This is a genomic window from Streptococcus hyovaginalis DSM 12219 (assembly GCF_000420785.1).
Lineage (GTDB): Bacteria > Bacillota > Bacilli > Lactobacillales > Streptococcaceae > Streptococcus > Streptococcus hyovaginalis.
The window spans coordinates 190,876-207,330 of sequence record NZ_ATVP01000002.1; the positions used below are offsets into that span (position 1 = coordinate 190,876).

Annotated in this window: 19 protein-coding genes and 2 pseudogenes; 13 read left to right on the top strand and 8 right to left on the bottom strand. The window is 37.2% G+C overall.

The genetic code is table 11. The annotated features are described in order from the left end of the window. The first annotated feature begins 44 nt into the window (after window positions 1-44). The 5 genes from rlmB to rpsI all read left to right on the top strand — a co-directional run bounded on the left by rlmB (window position 45) and on the right by rpsI (window position 3,304). Complete coding sequence (rlmB, locus tag G574_RS0102165) at window positions 45-794, top strand: 23S rRNA (guanosine(2251)-2'-O)-methyltransferase RlmB (RefSeq protein WP_029690767.1); 750 nt, start codon at window positions 45-47, stop codon at window positions 792-794. A 19-nt stretch (window positions 795-813) separates the two neighbouring features. Further along, the gene (locus tag G574_RS0102170) at window positions 814-1,332 is read left to right on the top strand and encodes an NYN domain-containing protein (protein ID WP_029690768.1); all 519 of its coding nucleotides are present in this window, start codon (window positions 814-816) and stop codon (window positions 1,330-1,332) included. A 74-nt stretch (window positions 1,333-1,406) separates the two neighbouring features. Then, a complete protein-coding gene (locus G574_RS0102175; protein ID WP_029690769.1) occupies window positions 1,407-2,267 on the top strand; it encodes a DegV family protein in 861 nt (286 codons plus the stop codon). A 171-nt stretch (window positions 2,268-2,438) separates the two neighbouring features. Then, window positions 2,439-2,885 carry a 50S ribosomal protein L13 gene (gene rplM / locus G574_RS0102180; RefSeq protein WP_017769586.1) on the top strand — a complete coding sequence of 149 codons (447 nt, stop codon included), beginning with the start codon at window positions 2,439-2,441 and terminating at the stop codon, window positions 2,883-2,885. Between the two features lie 26 nt (window positions 2,886-2,911). Further along, window positions 2,912-3,304: a 30S ribosomal protein S9 gene (rpsI, locus tag G574_RS0102185; RefSeq protein WP_017769585.1), complete on the top strand. Its 393-nt coding sequence runs from the start codon at window positions 2,912-2,914 to the stop codon at window positions 3,302-3,304. A gap of 127 nt (window positions 3,305-3,431) precedes the next feature. Here the strand turns inward: rpsI and G574_RS0102190 are convergent, their stop codons facing one another. Together G574_RS0102190 and G574_RS0102195 are read right to left on the bottom strand one after the other, a co-directional pair. Next, window positions 3,432-4,586 carry a tyrosine-type recombinase/integrase gene (locus G574_RS0102190; protein ID WP_029690770.1) on the bottom strand — a complete coding sequence of 385 codons (1,155 nt, stop codon included), beginning with the start codon at window positions 4,584-4,586 and terminating at the stop codon, window positions 3,432-3,434. Between the two features lie 69 nt (window positions 4,587-4,655). After that, entirely contained in the window at window positions 4,656-5,219 is a 564-nt protein-coding gene (locus G574_RS0102195) for a helix-turn-helix domain-containing protein (RefSeq protein ID WP_037590578.1), read from the bottom strand. Window positions 5,220-5,391: 172 nt separating this feature from the next. Between G574_RS0102195 and G574_RS0102200 the strand changes: the two genes are divergently transcribed. The 7 genes from G574_RS0102200 (at window position 5,392) to G574_RS0102230 (ending at window position 10,536) form a co-directional block, all read left to right on the top strand. Next, entirely contained in the window at window positions 5,392-5,670 is a 279-nt protein-coding gene (locus G574_RS0102200; RefSeq protein WP_029690772.1) for a hypothetical protein, read from the top strand. A gap of 5 nt (window positions 5,671-5,675) precedes the next feature. Continuing rightward, window positions 5,676-6,005, top strand: coding sequence for a replication initiator protein A (locus G574_RS0102205; RefSeq protein WP_029690773.1), 330 nt, complete (start codon window positions 5,676-5,678; stop codon window positions 6,003-6,005). 2 nt (window positions 6,006-6,007) lie between these two features. Continuing rightward, complete coding sequence (locus tag G574_RS0102210; RefSeq protein WP_029690774.1) at window positions 6,008-6,661, top strand: hypothetical protein; 654 nt, start codon at window positions 6,008-6,010, stop codon at window positions 6,659-6,661. Between the two features lie 310 nt (window positions 6,662-6,971). Beyond that, window positions 6,972-7,847: a replication initiation protein gene (locus tag G574_RS0102215; RefSeq protein WP_029690775.1), complete on the top strand. Its 876-nt coding sequence runs from the start codon at window positions 6,972-6,974 to the stop codon at window positions 7,845-7,847. Window positions 7,848-7,882: 35 nt separating this feature from the next. Continuing rightward, window positions 7,883-8,317: a hypothetical protein gene (locus G574_RS0102220; protein WP_029690776.1), complete on the top strand. Its 435-nt coding sequence runs from the start codon at window positions 7,883-7,885 to the stop codon at window positions 8,315-8,317. 316 nt (window positions 8,318-8,633) lie between these two features. Continuing rightward, the gene (gene mobV / locus G574_RS0102225) at window positions 8,634-9,890 is read left to right on the top strand and encodes a MobV family relaxase (protein ID WP_029690777.1); all 1,257 of its coding nucleotides are present in this window, start codon (window positions 8,634-8,636) and stop codon (window positions 9,888-9,890) included. A 172-nt stretch (window positions 9,891-10,062) separates the two neighbouring features. Continuing rightward, window positions 10,063-10,536, top strand: coding sequence for a hypothetical protein (locus G574_RS0102230; RefSeq protein ID WP_029690778.1), 474 nt, complete (start codon window positions 10,063-10,065; stop codon window positions 10,534-10,536). Window positions 10,537-10,834: 298 nt separating this feature from the next. On the opposite strand, the gene G574_RS0102235 is transcribed toward G574_RS0102230, so the two are convergent. From G574_RS0102235 to G574_RS0102250, 4 genes and pseudogenes are all read right to left on the bottom strand, one after another. Continuing rightward, on the bottom strand, window positions 10,835-11,170 hold the full coding sequence (locus G574_RS0102235) for a type II toxin-antitoxin system RelE/ParE family toxin (protein ID WP_029690779.1): 336 nt from the start codon (window positions 11,168-11,170) through the stop codon (window positions 10,835-10,837). Next, complete coding sequence (gene relB, locus G574_RS0102240; protein WP_029690780.1) at window positions 11,160-11,447, bottom strand: type II toxin-antitoxin system RelB/ParD family antitoxin; 288 nt, start codon at window positions 11,445-11,447, stop codon at window positions 11,160-11,162. The genes G574_RS0102235 and relB overlap by 11 nt, the downstream gene beginning before the upstream one ends. Before the next feature lie 389 nt (window positions 11,448-11,836). Next, window positions 11,837-12,964: pseudogene (locus G574_RS0102245) on the bottom strand (tyrosine-type recombinase/integrase); the annotation flags it as partial. Window positions 12,965-13,019: 55 nt separating this feature from the next. Next, entirely contained in the window at window positions 13,020-13,700 is a 681-nt protein-coding gene (locus G574_RS0102250) for an IS6-like element IS1216 family transposase (protein WP_029690782.1), read from the bottom strand. A 61-nt stretch (window positions 13,701-13,761) separates the two neighbouring features. On the opposite strand from G574_RS0102250, the gene G574_RS11685 reads away from it, so the two are divergent. Further along, window positions 13,762-14,157 carry an HNH endonuclease gene (locus G574_RS11685; RefSeq protein ID WP_245540389.1) on the top strand — a complete coding sequence of 132 codons (396 nt, stop codon included), beginning with the start codon at window positions 13,762-13,764 and terminating at the stop codon, window positions 14,155-14,157. Window positions 14,158-14,505: 348 nt separating this feature from the next. On the opposite strand, the pseudogene G574_RS11220 reads toward G574_RS11685, so the two are convergent. Together G574_RS11220 and G574_RS0102260 are read right to left on the bottom strand one after the other, a co-directional pair. Continuing rightward, window positions 14,506-14,766 (bottom strand): annotated as a pseudogene (locus tag G574_RS11220) (tyrosine-type recombinase/integrase); the annotation flags it as partial. A 324-nt stretch (window positions 14,767-15,090) separates the two neighbouring features. Then, on the bottom strand, window positions 15,091-16,353 hold the full coding sequence (locus tag G574_RS0102260; RefSeq protein WP_029690784.1) for a threonine/serine exporter family protein: 1,263 nt from the start codon (window positions 16,351-16,353) through the stop codon (window positions 15,091-15,093). Between the last annotated feature and the right edge of the window lie 102 nt (window positions 16,354-16,455).

The following is a 16,455-nucleotide window of genomic DNA, read 5'->3' on the forward strand; positions in this document are numbered from 1 at the left end:
GTCCTTTGGCCTGTTTTTTATCTATTCCATGCTATAATAGTTTTATGAAAGAAAAATACAGAGAACAAGAACAAAATGATATGGTTTACGGTGTCCATGCGGTCACTGAAAGCCTCGAAGCCAACACTGGTAATAAACTTTATATCCAAGATGACCTTAAAGGGAAAAATGTCGATAAAATCAAGGCGCTTGCAGCAGAAAAAAAGGTTTCTATTTCTTGGACACCAAAGAAAAGTTTGTCTGAGATGACAGATGGTGCGGTGCACCAAGGATTTGTCCTTCGTGTATCAGCCTTTGCTTATGCTGCGTTGGATGATATTCTCAAAAAAGCAGAAGGTGAAGAGAATCCTTTGATTTTGATTTTGGATGGCTTGATGGATCCTCATAACTTTGGCTCTATCTTGCGAACAGCGGATGCGACCAAGGTAGCAGGGATTATTATTCCCAAACACCGTGCTGTCGGTGTGACGCCAGTCGTTGCCAAAACCTCTACTGGTGCGGTTCAACATGTCCCGATTGCCCGTGTGACCAACCTTAGCCAAACCCTGGATAAGCTCAAGGAAGTTGGTTTCTGGATTTTTGGAACAGATATGAATGGTACCCCATCCCACAAATGGAATACTAGCGGCAAGCTTGCCTTGATTATCGGAAATGAAGGTAAAGGGATTTCCCAAAACATTAAAAAACAAGTGGACGAAATGATCACCATCCCCATGGATGGGCATGTACAAAGTCTGAATGCCAGTGTGGCGGCAGCAGTGCTCATGTACGAGGTTTTCCGTAACAAGATTTAAGCGAGAAAAGGAGAAAGGGATGGTAAAAAAACGTATTCTCCTCGTTGATGGCTATAACATGATTGCCTTTTGGCAGGAGACACGACAGCTCTTTAAGAAAAATCAGTTAGACGATGCTCGTAATGTGCTATTGCGCAAACTTAATAATTACGCTAACTTTGAACATCTGGATATTATTTGTGTCTTTGATGCGCAGTTTGTGCCGGGTAGCCGTCAGCGTTACGACCAGTATCGGGTTGAAGTTATTTTCACGGAAGAAGATGAGACGGCAGATAGCTACATCGAGCGCTTAGCAGCTGAACTTAATGATCCTTTACACCTTGTTGAGGTGGCAACTAGTGACCTGAATGAGCAGTGGACGGTCTTTTCACAAGGGGCACTTCGGGTGCCGGCGCGTGAGTTAGAGGAGCGGGTTAATACGGTAAAATCCGATTTGGATAAGATGTCGCAAAGTATTAGCATGAAGAAACCGAGATTACCGCATATTTCTGATGATCAAATTCAAAAATTAAAAGAATTGATGCATTCAATTGATTGATGAGCTCGCCAAGTGCGAGTTTTTTTGATACAATAGCCAATAATTGTTTGATGTTCAAATTAATGGAGGCTGACATGACTTTTAAATTGCTGACAGATTCAACTGCAGATCTTAATGAAAATTGGGCTAAAGACCATGATGTGACTATTCTGGGTTTAACGATTACACTTAATGAGAAGACCTATGAAACAGTTGGAGCTGATCGGTTAACATCAGAAGCTTTACTGACAGCTATGAAAGATGGTGGAAAACCAACGACAAGTCAAATTAATGTTGGTGCTTTTGAAGCTTATTTTCAGAAAGAAGTTGAAGCTGGCAATGATATTTTATACATGGCTTTTTCATCTGTATTGTCAGGAACCTATCAGTCTGCAGTGATAGCGCGTGAGATGATTTTAGAAGATTATCCTCAAGCTCGTATCGAGATTGTCGACACCTTAGCCGCGGCAGGTGGTGAAGGCTTTTTAGTCATGTTGGCTGCTGAAAAGCGTGATCAAGGTTTATCACTAGACCAGGTTGCTAGCGAAATGAAGTCCCTTTGCCCCTATCTATACAGCCATTTTCTAGTAGATGATCTTTACCATTTGATGCGGGGAGGCCGCCTTTCTAAAAGTTCTGCGATCGTTGGTAGTCTGGTTAGTATCAAGCCTCTGTTGTGGATTGATAGTCAAGGGAAATTAGCACCCCTAAGCAAAGTCAGAGGTCGCAAAAAAGGCATCAGGGAAATGATTGAGAAATCAGTTCAAGATTTAAATTTTGGGACGGTTGTGGTTGCTCATGCGAATGACTCGGTGGCAGCTCAAGAGATTGAGGAGAAACTGTTGGAAAAAGATGGTGTTAAGCGTGTGCTCCAATTACCTTTAGGTCCAGTTATTTCAGCACATGTTGGACCTGGTACTTTAGCTGTTTTCTCAATTGGAAAAACACCGAGATGATTTGGAAATAAAAAGAAAAAACACTTGACTTTAGCGAGTGTTTTTTGATATGATATTAGACGGTATTGTTTACCCCATTTGAAAGGCCCCGGAACCTTCCAAATACCTTTGCGTGGGACGGAACACCCACCACATTTGTAAACAAAAACGAATTCGTTAATAGGAGAAATCATGAACAAAACAACTTTCATGGCTAAACCAGGCCAAGTTGAACGCAAATGGTACGTTGTTGACGCAACAGATGTGCCACTTGGACGACTTTCTGCAGTAGTTGCTAGCGTACTTCGCGGAAAAAACAAACCAACTTTCACACCACACACTGATACAGGTGACTTTGTGATTGTTATCAATGCTGAAAAAGTTAAATTAACTGGTAAAAAAGCAACTGATAAAATCTACTACACTCACTCAATGTATCCAGGTGGTCTGAAACAAATCTCTGCTGGTGAACTTCGTTCTAAAAACGCTGTGCGTTTAATCGAAAAATCAGTTAAAGGTATGCTTCCACACAATACTCTTGGACGCGCACAAGGTATGAAATTGAAAGTCTTCACAGGATCTGAGCACACACACGCTGCTCAACAACCAGAAGTACTTGATATCTCAGGACTTATCTAATCTAAGAGGAAAGGAGCAACATAAACATGGCACAAGCACAATATGCAGGTACTGGTCGTCGTAAAAACGCGGTTGCACGCGTTCGTTTGGTACCAGGTACTGGTAAAATCACAGTTAATCAAAAGGATGTAGAAGAGTACATCCCACATGCAGACCTACGTCTTGTTATCAACCAACCATTCGCAGTGACTTCAACTGAAGGTTCATACGACGTTTTCGTTAACGTTAATGGTGGTGGATACGGTGGTCAATCAGGTGCGATCCGTCACGGTATTGCACGTGCGCTTCTTCAAGTAGACCCAGATTTCCGCGATTCATTGAAACGCGCTGGCCTTCTTACACGTGACGCACGTATGGTTGAACGTAAAAAACCAGGTCTTAAGAAAGCTCGTAAAGCAAGTCAGTTCTCAAAACGTTAAGAATTGCTTTACATCAACGATTACAAGCATTTTGCAAGTCTCTTGCAAGGTGCTTTTTTTGTCGTTTTTTGCTTTTGATACCTTTTTTGATACCGTGTTAGAAAAACTTCTACATCTTTTTTGATTGTTATTTTGCCTTGAGATAGTCCGCAAATTGTTTGATGGACCTATCTTCTCCGTTAACTGTTGAATGACTGTAGGTGTCTAAAGTCATTTGACTACTGGCATGACCTAGCCTTTTGGCTGTGTTGACTGGGTCAACTCCAATTTCAATCATCAAGGTAGCATGAGTATGTCTAAAACCATGAGGACTGATTTTCCTTAACCCGTGTTTTCTGATAAGCCGTGATAGGACGTTGTTGATATAGTCTGCATGTAGTGGCTCAATAGAACCTGACCGTGTACAATAAGTGAAGATAAAATCTTGCTCGATAGAAAGAGGTGCAATTGCTAGTTGTGCCTTTTCTTTTTGGCTGATGGATTTCCATTCTTGCAGAATGGAAACCGTCTCCTGGTCTAGTTTTATCTTGCGAACCGAAAAATCGTTTTTAGTGCCTTTTTCGACTGCATGACCGTCTAATCGTCCTAAACTCTTGCTTATACTCAAAGCCTGGCTCTGAAAGTCCATATCAGCCCATTTAAGGGCGTATAGCTCCCCTTTTCTTAATCCACTATAGGCAAGCAGTCTAAAGAGCGTATAGTGCTTATATGGCTCTTCCTGAAGGACAATGGCTAGGAAGTCCTGGAGTTCCTGAACAGTCCAATAGTTTTCTATTCGTTGTTTCTTTCGCTTTGGCATGATAATTTCTGCCATAGGATTATGCTTAAGCAATTTCATTTTAATCGCAAAGTCAAAGACTTTCCCAGTATAAGACTTGATTTGCTTGATATTCTTAAAAGTCTTTGCTTTTTCTGTGATGAAGTTCTGGCAGTCTAAAGGGGAGATTTTGCTTATAGACAACTCTCCCATGACTGGCAGAATGTGAAGTCTAAACATATCAAGGGTACGTGAAGCAGTAGTTGGCTCTACCGTATCTTGATAGGCTTGATACCATTTCTCGAACACCTCTTGATAAGACTTCTGAGAAGGCTTGATAAATTCTTCTAGCTTTCCTGAAGCCTTAAGATAGATGAGCCTAGCTTCGTAGTCTTTGGCTTCCTTTCGAGTACGAAAGCCACGTTTGATATGGTCTGAACGTTGACCGTCTCTAGTCATATAGATTTTGACAAAATACAAATAGCCATTTTTGGCTTTTTTGCTTGGGTATTTGTGAATGGACATTGTCATTTCTCCTTTATTTTTCTAAGGTTTCGGCACTTATAAAATAACGAAAATGACTAATTGTTGATTCTATTTCTTACGCTTTCTGGCTTCTTGTTGTTCTTTGTATTCGTCTGAGTTCTCCCATGCTTTCCAGACGTAGTGATAAGGGGAGTCTTTGCTTCCTGACGTATTGATGAGGTAAGGTAGTAACTCATCTTCTTTATCTGCTATAAATTGCTTAACAGCTTTGACCAATACAGGATTAAAGTTATTTTTACTTGCTATAAAATCAATATAGTTAGCAAGTTCATCAGATTGATTTATTTCCTTGAGTATGACAGCAAGCTCGTCTTTAAAAGGTGTCCATTCATCAATGTTTTCACTGACCAGAGTTCCTTTAGTTAGCTTCATTTTGAAATGTTCCCAGAATGATTCATTGCCTGGGTTTCTAAGAGTTGGCTTATCATCAAGCCCTAGTAAGTAAGGTACAGAGACGTTGAAATAGTCAGCCAAGATTTTGGCATTCTTTTTTTTAGGTGTCCTAATTCCCTGATTATAACCCGAAAGAGTAGGATAGGCTATCCCAGTATCTTTACTAATCTGAGTTAGCTTCTTTCCACTCTTTTTAACTAATTCTTCAATTATGTTCATAATTTCCCCTCTTGAGTTTTTGGTTAAAACTAAATATATTTTAACACAAATAATTCAAAAAGAATAAAAACACTTGACTTAAATTCAAAAAGAATTTATAATCAACTCAAATAATTCAAAAGGAATTATTTTGTTTCGGCGCTTATAAAATAACAAAAAGGAGAATTTCTATATGACAGAAGAATTTATTTTACAGCTACCAAAACGAAAAGAAAAAGAGCTATTAGCCCGTTACGATACTATGGTTCAAAAGGCAATAGAAAAAGCCTTTGAAGATAAGGAGCTTTATAAACCAATGGTTCGTATGTCTGGCTTGTGTCAATGGTTAGATGTTTCCACGACCACTGTGATCAAATGGCAGAAGGAAGGCATGCCTCACATGGTGATTGATGGTGTAACCTTGTACGATAAACGCAAGGTCGCTCAATGGCTACAACAATTTGAGAGGTAAACAGAATGATTGATTATGAAAATGATTATTATCTAGTACCTAAGGTTTTCTATACGAGTCCTGATTATTTGGGATTACCTTTTAAAGCAAAGCTAACCTATGCAATCTTACGTGATGAGCAGCGTAAGGCAGCAGAAAAAGGTCAATTTGATGAAAATGGAGATGTGTTTTTGGCTTTTTCAAATCGAGAATTAGGAACTAAGTTACAAATGAGCAAACCTACTTTTGTAGGTATTAGAGATATTCTTGAAGAATATGGTTTATTGGAGACAGAAATTATGGTGTCGCAAGTTACAGGGTGCTTGCCAACAAGAATTTATGTCAAGGAGATTTAAACATGCTAAAGCTATATTTTGATAATAATGCTGTCAGACGTCATAGTATTGAGCAATGGTTATTTAGTCATAATATCTCATTTCAGAGTTATGTCATTGATGATTTAACGCAAACTGATTTGTTTCGGTTTTTTACAAAGACAAAGGACTGTTTCAGCTTTCTCAAACGCACAAGTTGGCGCTATAAACTGGATAATCAAACAACTATAAAAAGCTTTATAGCTATGATTTTATCAGACAAGAAGAAATATTTAGAGTTCCCGTTGCTAGAAACAGATACAGATGTTTTGAGTAATGTTTTGGTAGATGATTTAGGTCGGTTTCTGCCACGAGAGCAGAAGGAACATGAGAGACGAGCACTTCTTAGGAAAGCTAATGAAATTTCTCTAGGTCGTATTTTCTGGGATAACGTTGCCTTTTATCGTTCTAAAACTAATATAAGGTATCTGGCTTTGTATCAGAACATCTTTAATCTCACGCATACCGTAGAAACAACAACTATAGATTTCAATAGATTCTGCACCAGGTTAAAGGAATATCGTAATTCCTATCTTCTTCCTCCTGAAAATTGGATTGAAGCTATTGCTGATATTTTTGAAATTGATGTTGATGAACTCTTTCAAGAAAAAATACAGAAATATTTGCTACCAAGATAGTTTAAAATCTATATGAAAACAGTGTTGAAAATATTTTAAAAAAAGAAATTTGAGGCTATGTTTTTAGGTGCTACGAAATTTTTATATTCGGGCGCCTCTAACAGCCCGCTAACAGCCCGCTATGTTCCCATTTCGTGGGATTTCGCTACACCCGTTTTTTGGCAAGTTTGGCTGGAGCAAAATGAAAATGGTTCGACTCCGAAGGGGTCGGCTCGGGGTTGCTCCCCCGAGAATGTCATTTTACGTAGGCCTTTGCGCAGACAAAAAAATCGGCGCCGATAGGCGACCGCCGACAAGAAAGGAGGTTTGCTTGAAATTAAAAGTCAGCTTAGACAATATCACTATGACAGCCTATATCAAATCTAAAAAATATTTAGCTATGAAACAACTCATAGAAACGCATTTAGCTATTACTGTTCAAACTGCTATGACTGATATGTTTAGAGCTACCACTGGGGATGGATCCCACGTTGTACTCCATATGAATTATGACAAACAAAAAGGACAAGACCGTAAGGCTCGTCCATTTCGCTTGGAGTTTAATCCCAATAAACTCCGTTTGGTTGATAGTGAAATTATAGATACTATTATACCATTTCTTGAAGACATTTCAATATCACGTGCTGATTTAGCTTTTGATTTATTTGGGGTTGATTGTAGTGAGTTTGTTCTCGAAAAAAAGGGGAGACCAACCGCAACTAAGGAATTCCGTTCTAGTACTGGAATGTTAGAAACAAAATATCTAGGTGCTCCACGTTCTGAAAAACAAGTTAGGCTATATAACAAGAAAAAGGAGCAACTACAAAATGGTACTGATAAAGATAAAGAGTTTGCTAGTCAATTTAACCACTGGTGGCGCTTAGAATTTCAGTTACGTAGTCGCTCGGTTAATGATATATTTGAAGTTCTCAACACCGTTATTTTTAAACCATACGAATTTGAAGGTTTACCTGTTGAAGCTCAATTATATTTGTTAGCTCTAACACGTGACAAATCGGTGTGGAACAGGATTAGCAAGAATACAAGAACAAAATACAAAAAGATTTTAGAAAGTTATCAAACATCAGATACTGATTATTTAGGTTTGCTGAAAGATTTGTTAAAACATGAAAGACCAAAACTAGAAAAACAGCTTGCTTATTATGGTGGTCGGATAGACAAAAATAGCTTTCAACCTTATGGTTGAAAATCCAGTAGTATCAAGTGATGACGAGGTTGAAAATGAAGATAAAAGATTATGCTAAGAGTCAGGGAGTAAGTAGTCAATCCATCTATAAACGCATACGTTCTCAAAAATATAGAGATAGGTTGAAAGGTCATTTATACAGAGACAACCAAAAGGTTGAAAACCTTGATTTGATAGGCATTAAGATACTGGAAGATTATCCTTTTGAAAATGATGTCATAAAATTGGAGCATGAATTAAATAAACTCAAGGAAACGAGCAAACAGGAACAACAAGATATGCAAATTAGGATAGATAAGTTAGCTGATAAGTTAACTTCATCACTTGAAAATCGTAATAACCTTATTCAAGAAAGATACGATTTACTAGATTACATTAGGAGTTTGGAACGACAGAAACGATTATGGATAATTGCCTTTGCTGTCAGTTTAATCGCCTTATCAGTGACAGTAGGGTTTGCCATCTTCTGATGGCAGTTGTCGGACAATGCGAAGCGTCCGACCTATGGCACTGATTAAGTGCCGACTCGCCTTGGCGAGTATAGTCGAAACTCCTCCTGTAATTAGGAAGGTGGTTCGAAGTCGCTCCTGTACTCGGAGCGAAAAGCTGTCTGCAAGACCCTTCGGAGAACTCACCTTTACCATGTAAAGGCTAGTGAGTTACACTTTACATGGAAGTAGTGCCGTATCTTCTAAGAAAGAAATCTAATCTTTGGGTTACTGATTTATGGTGGCAATCTCGCCACCATCTCGGCGACCCTTTGAGCCGAGAAAGGAAAACGACATTATGAGCTACCTAGCTGCTAGAATGATAAAATTGAAATCAGGTCAATTGAGTGGCATTTATAATCACAATGAACGTGTTTTTAAAAATCATTCAAATAAAGATATTGATCCTGAGAAATCTCACCTTAATTATGAACTAACAAATCGTGACCACTCACAAAATTATCACAAACAAATAAAGGAGCATATTAATGAAAATCGCTTATCTAATCGTGGTATCCGTAAAGATGCTGTACTCTGTAACGAATGGATTATTACTTCAGATAAAACGTTTTTTGAGTCGCTAGACGATAATCAAACGCGAGAATTCTTCGAGACTGCTAAAGACTATTTTGCTGAAAAATATGGAGAATCAAATATTGCTTATGCTAGTGTCCATCTTGACGAAAGAACTCCACATATGCACTTAGGCATTGTACCCATGAAAGATGGCAAGTTAAGCTCAAAAGCACTTTTTGGGGATAAGGGAAAATTAAGAGCTATTCAAGATGAACTTCCTGAATATCTTAAAACTCGTGGTTATGACTTACAACGTGGTGAGGTAGGCAGTAAGAAAAAACATTTGGAAACTGCTGAATTTAAAGAAAAACAACGCCTACTTGAAAAAACAGAAAAGATAATTGCTGATAAAAATAGTAATATCGAAGTTGCTAATAAACAATTAGACGAGCTACAAAGCCATATTGAGACGAAAAAACAAACTCTTTCAGAACTTGAGGATAAAGAATGGGAGACTGTAGGAACGCTTGAGCAATACGAAAAAGAAATTCAAGAATTAGCTGAATTTAGAAATCAGAAACAGACTTTTGAAAAATTTCAGCTTCACGAACTAAAAAAAGATAATCTAGTAAAACGTACGATTGATGGGAAATTGAAATTGGATAAAGAAACATTTGATAAACTCTACCATACGACAAGACAGTCTATGTCAGAAAATATCAATTTGAGACGAGACTTATCTGTTGTTAAGTCTGAAAATAATGATCTTTCAAGGCAGTTATTACAATATCGTGAAACTGGTTCGGAAAATCTCAAGTTAACTCAAGAAAACAAACTGTTACATGATAAAGTTAAAAAAATGGAGGAACAGATTAAGTTTTTGAGGAAACAGACCGATATTTGGAAGGAAAAAGCTAAAGAATTTATGCCTACAGCAATCTACAAAGAAACAGTCTCACTGATTAGCACCATAAACCCTGTAGGATTAGCTAAGACAGCAATCAGACAAGTTAAGAAGATGGTTGATAATAACAGTTAGTTACCTTTTATGCCGTGAAAGTCTCTTGATAACAAGCTAGGTAATTTTAGACTAGATGGAGTCGAGTCGGCAGGCTGAAAAGCTGACGACCGATCGCCACAGGCTAAAAAAGCCTAGGTTACTTGTTGTCAAGAGAACATGGAATAAATTTTAAAATGCAAGGAGAACCACCGTGACAAAAAAAGAAGTGACTTATTATTTTCATCACGATTTATCAAAAAAAGATATAGGAGGTATAGAACCAGTGTACACAGGTAAGAACCTTTTATTTCTGCTTTGTTGGGTTTATTCCCATACTGAAGCATCTGACAATCTACAAATTGATAAGTCCTTATTTGAAGTACCAGAATTTAATAATTTTCAGGATAATAGCTTACAGCTTTATCGTATTAAGAATGAACTGGCTAATTATAATATCAGATTTGGATATGATATTGATCCAAAAGATAAGTCAAAGATGATGATAGGCATTTTACCCACTAATGAAGAAGATTATATTAAAGGGTATCAAGAGTTTATTGCTGATATCTCCAATGCTAATACTCGTTATGCCATTTATCACAGGCTAATAAAGACAATGGATACGATGTTACCTATTGAACGTATGAATGTCTATAAAAGACTTGCAAAAGATAATAAAAAGTGATACTTTAGAAACAAGTTGAGACTGAGTTTGAGTTGGTGACAATTCATTCAAAGAATTCTCTTTGTGAGAATTAGGTAGAGGTGCTGCCCCTGAGTTTCCTCAGTTAAATCCCCGAAGGGTTCTCAGCTTTTACTCTAGGAGAAAGTGGAGTGATTGGTAACAGTTTGCTCAAAGGTATTGTTTATCAATACAGGGTCGGCTCTGCCTTGAGATTATCTAAACAGCCCGAACTAATTTTGCTCCTAGTCAATTTGTAATATCAAAAAGCCCTAGCAAGACTGCTAAGGCTTTTAACGTGCTATTTGAATAATTTCATGTAGTCGCTTCGAGTAGGAAGTAAGTAATCAATAACAACTCTGCCTTCTTCCTCCTCAATGTGGTATAAGACAATATAATCCTTACTTAAGGTATAACCTCTAGTACTGTGATACTTGCTGATTTTTGAACCATATTTTTCATCGGCATCAAAACCAACTTCTGGGAAAACCTCGAGTTTTTCTATATCACTAATGATTTGCTCCATTTTATGCTGACCTGATATTGAGGAATAGTTTTGAGAAATATAATCACGAATTTCTTTTAACTTCTCTAAAACATCAGGAGCATAGATAATCTGATATTTCTTATAGTCCAAGTTCAGTCCTCACTTCTTCGGAGGTATAAAACTTACCTTGACGAACGTCCTCAATATTTTTATTGATTTCAGCTTGAAATTGCTTGAAAAGTTTTTCTTTTTCTAGCTCCTCTTCTGTCAATAAGTCAACCTCATTTGTGACAACGACATTTTGTAGAAATAACCTCAAGGCAGATGATAAGGTCAAATTTTTTTTGTTTAATACCGTCATTGCTTCGCTTACCAATTCTTTGTTAGCTTGGAATGTGACAGCTCTGTTTTTTTCTGCTGTAACCATATTATGTAACTCCTTTATGTAATTTATTTAATTATCCCATATACATAAAAAAAGTCAATAAAAAAAGACTCAATAGCTGAGACAGATTTTCGTTATTTTATAAGCACCGAAACCTTAGAAATTTGATACCTTTTTGATACCGTTTGGGTTTAATTATTTATGTATAAATAAGAATTTTAGTGATTTTTTGTTTTAGAAACGTTGATATTAAAGGGATTTGCATTTAAATAATCCAATGAACCAAAAACCAGGTCTTAAGAAAGCTCGTAAAGCTTCACAATTTAGTAAACGTTAATCAGTACGATTATATCAACGTTTCAAGGCATTCAAGATTTTTATCTTGGGTGTCTTTTTTTGCTCTAAAATTAAAAGTTTCCCTGAAATTTCCCTTAGCTCTTTTTGATGATGCGGAAGGCTGTTTCACCAACTGATTGTTTAACAGTGTTTTTGGTATTGATATATGTCTTTGTGATTGACTGGTCACTATGTGTGAGTGCTTCTGAAATTTCGTCAATAGACCGACCAGCTTTTTTAGCTAGAGTTGCTCCTGTATGTCGTAATTTATGAGGCGTAGCAGGAGCAAGTTCAGAGTGTCGTCTTTTAATGGAATTCATCCGATAGTTTAGATAGTCGATATGAACTACTTTGTTAATATTGTTGCTTCGGTCATTATATGTAAAAACAAATTGATTATTGGTCTGTTTAATTCCAAAGAGTTTTAGTTCTTCCCGCTGGATGGCTTTCCATTCCTTAAGAAGTCTTATAAGTTCTAAGGGAGCGTTAAAAAGTGTTTTCTTGCCTCCTTTTGTTGACTTGACGTTTCCAAATCTATCCAGAGCATTTTCTATTAGAATCTCATTTTGGTTGAAGTCAATATGTTTCCACTGTAAAGCATAAGATTCAGATTTTCTATCTGATAAGAAGAATGTGGTATAGAAAAGGACATAGTCTTTAAACTCAATCAGCCCTTGATTTAAATCATCATCAAAGGCTTTTAACCAGAGTTGAAGCTCTTCTTCATCGAGGGCTAAATCTTCTTCTCGTTTACTCTCTTTAAGCATCTGTTTCTTTGTGGCTTTAATACGGCTAATTGTTTTGTGGAGTCGATTGACGGGGATATATTCTAGTTCTTCCGCCCAGTCAAAAACAGAGTTGATATAACCACGGAGTGCTTTGAAATTCGCGTAGCTATTTGCTTTCCCAGTTAATAGTGAGAGGACTAGCTGCTTATTATCATTGAGGTAGCTAATTGAATATTTGCCAAGAAGTGGTAGGATATGAAGTCGAAACAGATTCTCGGTCTGGAAAACTGTAGCAAGAGTTGGAGGTTTATTTGTTGTTGTGGTTTGTCCAGCTTTATATGGCTCTAACCAGACATCTTTATAGAAGTCAGCGAAAAGAATATCTTCTTTGCGGATTGGCTTTTGATAGTGTTTATTAAGCTTAGTTTTTTCAATATCAACAGATAATTTCAATTCAGCTTCTTTAGCTTCACGTCTCGTCTTAAAGCGTTTCTCGGGTTCTGTTGCAAAGTTTTAAATAAAGAATAAAATCCCTTACGGTATCTATGATTTAAGCTGGGATTCCCAATAATACCTTGATTTCAGTACAGACCGAAAACCCGAAGAGAGTGCCTTCTTTTCGGGGTTTCTTATATAATCCTCGGATGGCTTCCATGCCTTTAATCGTGGTAGAGGCAGTGCGTAAACTTCGATAGAATTTATTGCGTCTCTTTACTGGACGATGGTCTTGTTCAATCAAATTATTCAGGTATTTAATGGTACGATGTTCTGTCCCTTGATAAAAGCCGTATTCTTTTAGTTTCTTAAAGGCACTTGTAATAGAGGGGGCTTTATCTGTGACTACAACCTTCGGTTCATCAAACTGCTTCACTAACCGCTTAAGAAAAGCATAGGCTGCTTGTGTGTCCCGTTTTTTACGTAACCAAATATCCAAGGTTAAACCATCTGCATCGATGGCTCGATACAAATAATGCCAGGTCCCTTTGATTTTGATATAAGTTTCATCCATTTTCCATGAATAAAAGGATTTTTTATTTTTCTTTTTCCAAATTTGATAGAGTAGTTTGCCATATTCTTGCACCCAACGATAAATCGTCGTATGAGAAACGTTAATGCCACGATCATATAAGATTTCTTGAACTTCACGATAGCTAAGGTTATAACGAAGATAGCAGCCCACGGCTACAATAATCACATCCTGCTGAAATTGCTTTCCTTTAAAATGATTCATCGTCATTCCTCCTGCTATCTTTTTCTATTATTCTACCTTATTTGATAGTAGATTTAAAACTTTGCAACAGAACCATAATTCCTACAATCCCTCTGATATAGAACAAAGGCTATCTGAATTATATGAGGATAGTGATGTTTCAAAGAAATCAGGCATTTATGAATATTTACTTAGTAAAGAAAAAACCGAATTGATAAAATTGCTATCAATTCGAGCATTTACAGAAACAGATAAGAAGTCTAAATATAAAGAACAGACAAATGAAACTAAAAAATCTAATAGCTCTAATTGCCCTATATGTATTACCGACAAACAGTATGATCACATGACCCATATTTGGACTTATAAAGAAATGGCTGGAGACCATATTATGCCATGGAGTAAAGGTGGAAAAACTGAGCGAGGTAACTTACAAATGCTATGTAGGCATCATAACGGATTAAAATCTAATTTTTGATTCATTTCCGAATAATTTAAATGTTGTGAACTTTTTCGGTATAAATTAGCTCAATTCAGTGATTTTTGGGGTAAAATTCACACCATTCAGATGAAATTAGTTGAAATTAGATGAAGTTTTGAGTTCTGAAAACCCATGAAAACGTTGATTTTAGTAGCTTTTGAAATTAATTCAAACAAAAGTTTTTAAAACCAGGTCTTAAGAAAGCACGTAAAGCTAGCCAGTTCTCAAAACGTTAAGAACCAGCTACATTACAGTATTTACAACACTTCATGGTTCACACCATGGGGTGTTTTTTGATGATTTTTTAGCAAAATTCACACCACTTTTCACACCAAATTCATACCATCACTTTTTGAGGTTTCGATAAGCGATTTCTCCAACAGTCATAGGAACGATGTTTGATGTATTAACATATGTTTTAGTAATTAAAGTATCGCTATGCGTTAAAGCTCGAGAAATATCCTCCAAGGATGTTCCAGCTTGTTTAGCTAGAGTTGCCCCAGTATGTCTTAACTTGTGTGGAGTAGCGTGTTTTAGCTCAGGATGTCTTCTATTAACTGATTTCATCTTATTATTTAAATAATCTGTATGAAGTGGACTATTTACAGCATTGGTATTTTTCTGATGCTTTTTTCTGGCATTAATTCCAGATAATATTGCTGAGTAGTTAGCATTGAGTAATGCCCCAAACTGATAGATTATACTTCATAGCGACCAAGGATGGTTTTATACCTCCCAATCGGACTCTCAAACTTGTAAGGAAAAAGGCATCATCTGCTCTATGTCCCGAAATAGAGATTATCAAAATACACAGAACATTTATAATGAGGTTCTAGTTCAACAGAAATTAAAAGACTAGTTTCCTGTTCAATGCAAGAAGCTAGTCTCATAAATGTGTTTCTCTTTCTATCCCGCTTTGGGGTATAGTGGCTAGGAGCTGGCTTGTTTTTTTCTTTTTTTAAATAGGGATAACGGAAATTGTTGGATAATACTAATAGCGATGGTGATGGCAAACGCCGTTATAAAAGATGTTCTTAAGTGAGTCATGGCTAGATCATTTGATCCTGTGAGCAGAAAATAAATGCCGCGGTAGAAACTTAGTCCAGGGATCAAGGGGAACATACTGGTCGATAAGAATATTGTCATTGGTGTTTTGCGTCTAGCAGCAAGTATTTTTGAAACTAGAGTAGCAAAGAGTCCAGGGATAAAAACGGCTGTAATATCCATACGGAAATTTTCTTTTAGTATCATATAAAGGAGCCAAGAGATGGCTCCGATGATACCGATATCCAAAAGGTAGCGTTTAGGGACATTATAAGTGATAGAGAAAGCGATGGTTCCAATACCTGCCGAAAATGTGCGGATAAAAAATCCAATAACATTAACGCTTTCAGCAGCGAAAGTTCCTGTCATCTGATCAGCAAAGGGCAAAATTTCAGTCATACCAGCAACACCAGCAGAAATGGAGATACAAGTCATTAGGGCAGACATGAGTAAAGTGAAGCCAATGGCAAAATTGTTGTGAGAGATTTCGCGAATAGCATTAACAAAAAAGCCACCAGGTACCATGATCATTAAGGCGCCAAGGATAATGATGCTCCTTGTTTCTCCTAAGCCTATAAAATAGAATAGATTTACGGATAAACTTACAATAGCGCTGGCTAAAATAGTTGTTAGAAAGGGAGTATGGATTCGTGTTGTCGCAATTTGGATGAACCAACCGGCTAAGATCCCAGCCATTGCTGCGGTAAAGGAATCGATGGGGGAACTACCTAAAGCTAATGAAAATCCACCCGCACCGAAGAAATAAGCAGCGAGGATTACCCATACGGGGTAGAAGGTGCGCTCATTAATCTCTTTCAGTTTATGAAAAACATAAGATGGGGTGACTTTATTTTTTTTAGAAAGGCTTCGCGAGAGGGCGTTTACAGCTTCTAGCTTTCCGAGATCTATGGTTGTTTCATTGACATTCATGACCTTGGATTCTTGGTAACCGAGTTGGTTTGTTCCAGAGGCGATAATACCTTGATTAACAACGTAAACTTCAAATTGTTCAATAGCTAGAGAATCTGCAATATGGTTCATGGTGGTTTCGATACGAAAGACCTCTGCTCCTGATTCCATAAGGATTCGACCAGCTAGAAGGACAGCATCTATCTCGTTTTTAAGATTTGCGACTGGACGGCGTTTCATTTATTCCTTAGCTCCACCTTTTCTGTTAATCTATCGTATCTTCCATTATAAAAGCACACTTCTGATTTGACAATGGTTGGGGGAAAATTCATCTAAAAAGAT

What these genes read in the sequence shown, in the direction of transcription:
- rlmB (WP_029690767.1), top strand. Translation starts at nt 45, where the DNA reads ATGAAAGAAAAATACAGAGAACAAGAACAAAATGATATGGTTTACGGT.
- G574_RS0102170 (WP_029690768.1), top strand. Translation starts at nt 814, where the DNA reads ATGGTAAAAAAACGTATTCTCCTCGTTGATGGCTATAACATGATTGCC.
- G574_RS0102175 (WP_029690769.1), top strand. Translation starts at nt 1,407, where the DNA reads ATGACTTTTAAATTGCTGACAGATTCAACTGCAGATCTTAATGAAAAT.
- rplM (WP_017769586.1), top strand. Translation starts at nt 2,439, where the DNA reads ATGAACAAAACAACTTTCATGGCTAAACCAGGCCAAGTTGAACGCAAA.
- rpsI (WP_017769585.1), top strand. Translation starts at nt 2,912, where the DNA reads ATGGCACAAGCACAATATGCAGGTACTGGTCGTCGTAAAAACGCGGTT.
- G574_RS0102190 (WP_029690770.1), bottom strand. Translation starts at nt 4,586, where the DNA reads ATGTCCATTCACAAATACCCAAGCAAAAAAGCCAAAAATGGCTATTTG.
- G574_RS0102195 (WP_037590578.1), bottom strand. Translation starts at nt 5,219, where the DNA reads ATGAACATAATTGAAGAATTAGTTAAAAAGAGTGGAAAGAAGCTAACT.
- G574_RS0102200 (WP_029690772.1), top strand. Translation starts at nt 5,392, where the DNA reads ATGACAGAAGAATTTATTTTACAGCTACCAAAACGAAAAGAAAAAGAG.
- G574_RS0102205 (WP_029690773.1), top strand. Translation starts at nt 5,676, where the DNA reads ATGATTGATTATGAAAATGATTATTATCTAGTACCTAAGGTTTTCTAT.
- G574_RS0102210 (WP_029690774.1), top strand. Translation starts at nt 6,008, where the DNA reads ATGCTAAAGCTATATTTTGATAATAATGCTGTCAGACGTCATAGTATT.
- G574_RS0102220 (WP_029690776.1), top strand. Translation starts at nt 7,883, where the DNA reads ATGAAGATAAAAGATTATGCTAAGAGTCAGGGAGTAAGTAGTCAATCC.
- mobV (WP_029690777.1), top strand. Translation starts at nt 8,634, where the DNA reads ATGAGCTACCTAGCTGCTAGAATGATAAAATTGAAATCAGGTCAATTG.
- relB (WP_029690780.1), bottom strand. Translation starts at nt 11,447, where the DNA reads ATGGTTACAGCAGAAAAAAACAGAGCTGTCACATTCCAAGCTAACAAA.
- G574_RS0102250 (WP_029690782.1), bottom strand. Translation starts at nt 13,700, where the DNA reads ATGAATCATTTTAAAGGAAAGCAATTTCAGCAGGATGTGATTATTGTA.
- G574_RS0102260 (WP_029690784.1), bottom strand. Translation starts at nt 16,353, where the DNA reads ATGAAACGCCGTCCAGTCGCAAATCTTAAAAACGAGATAGATGCTGTC.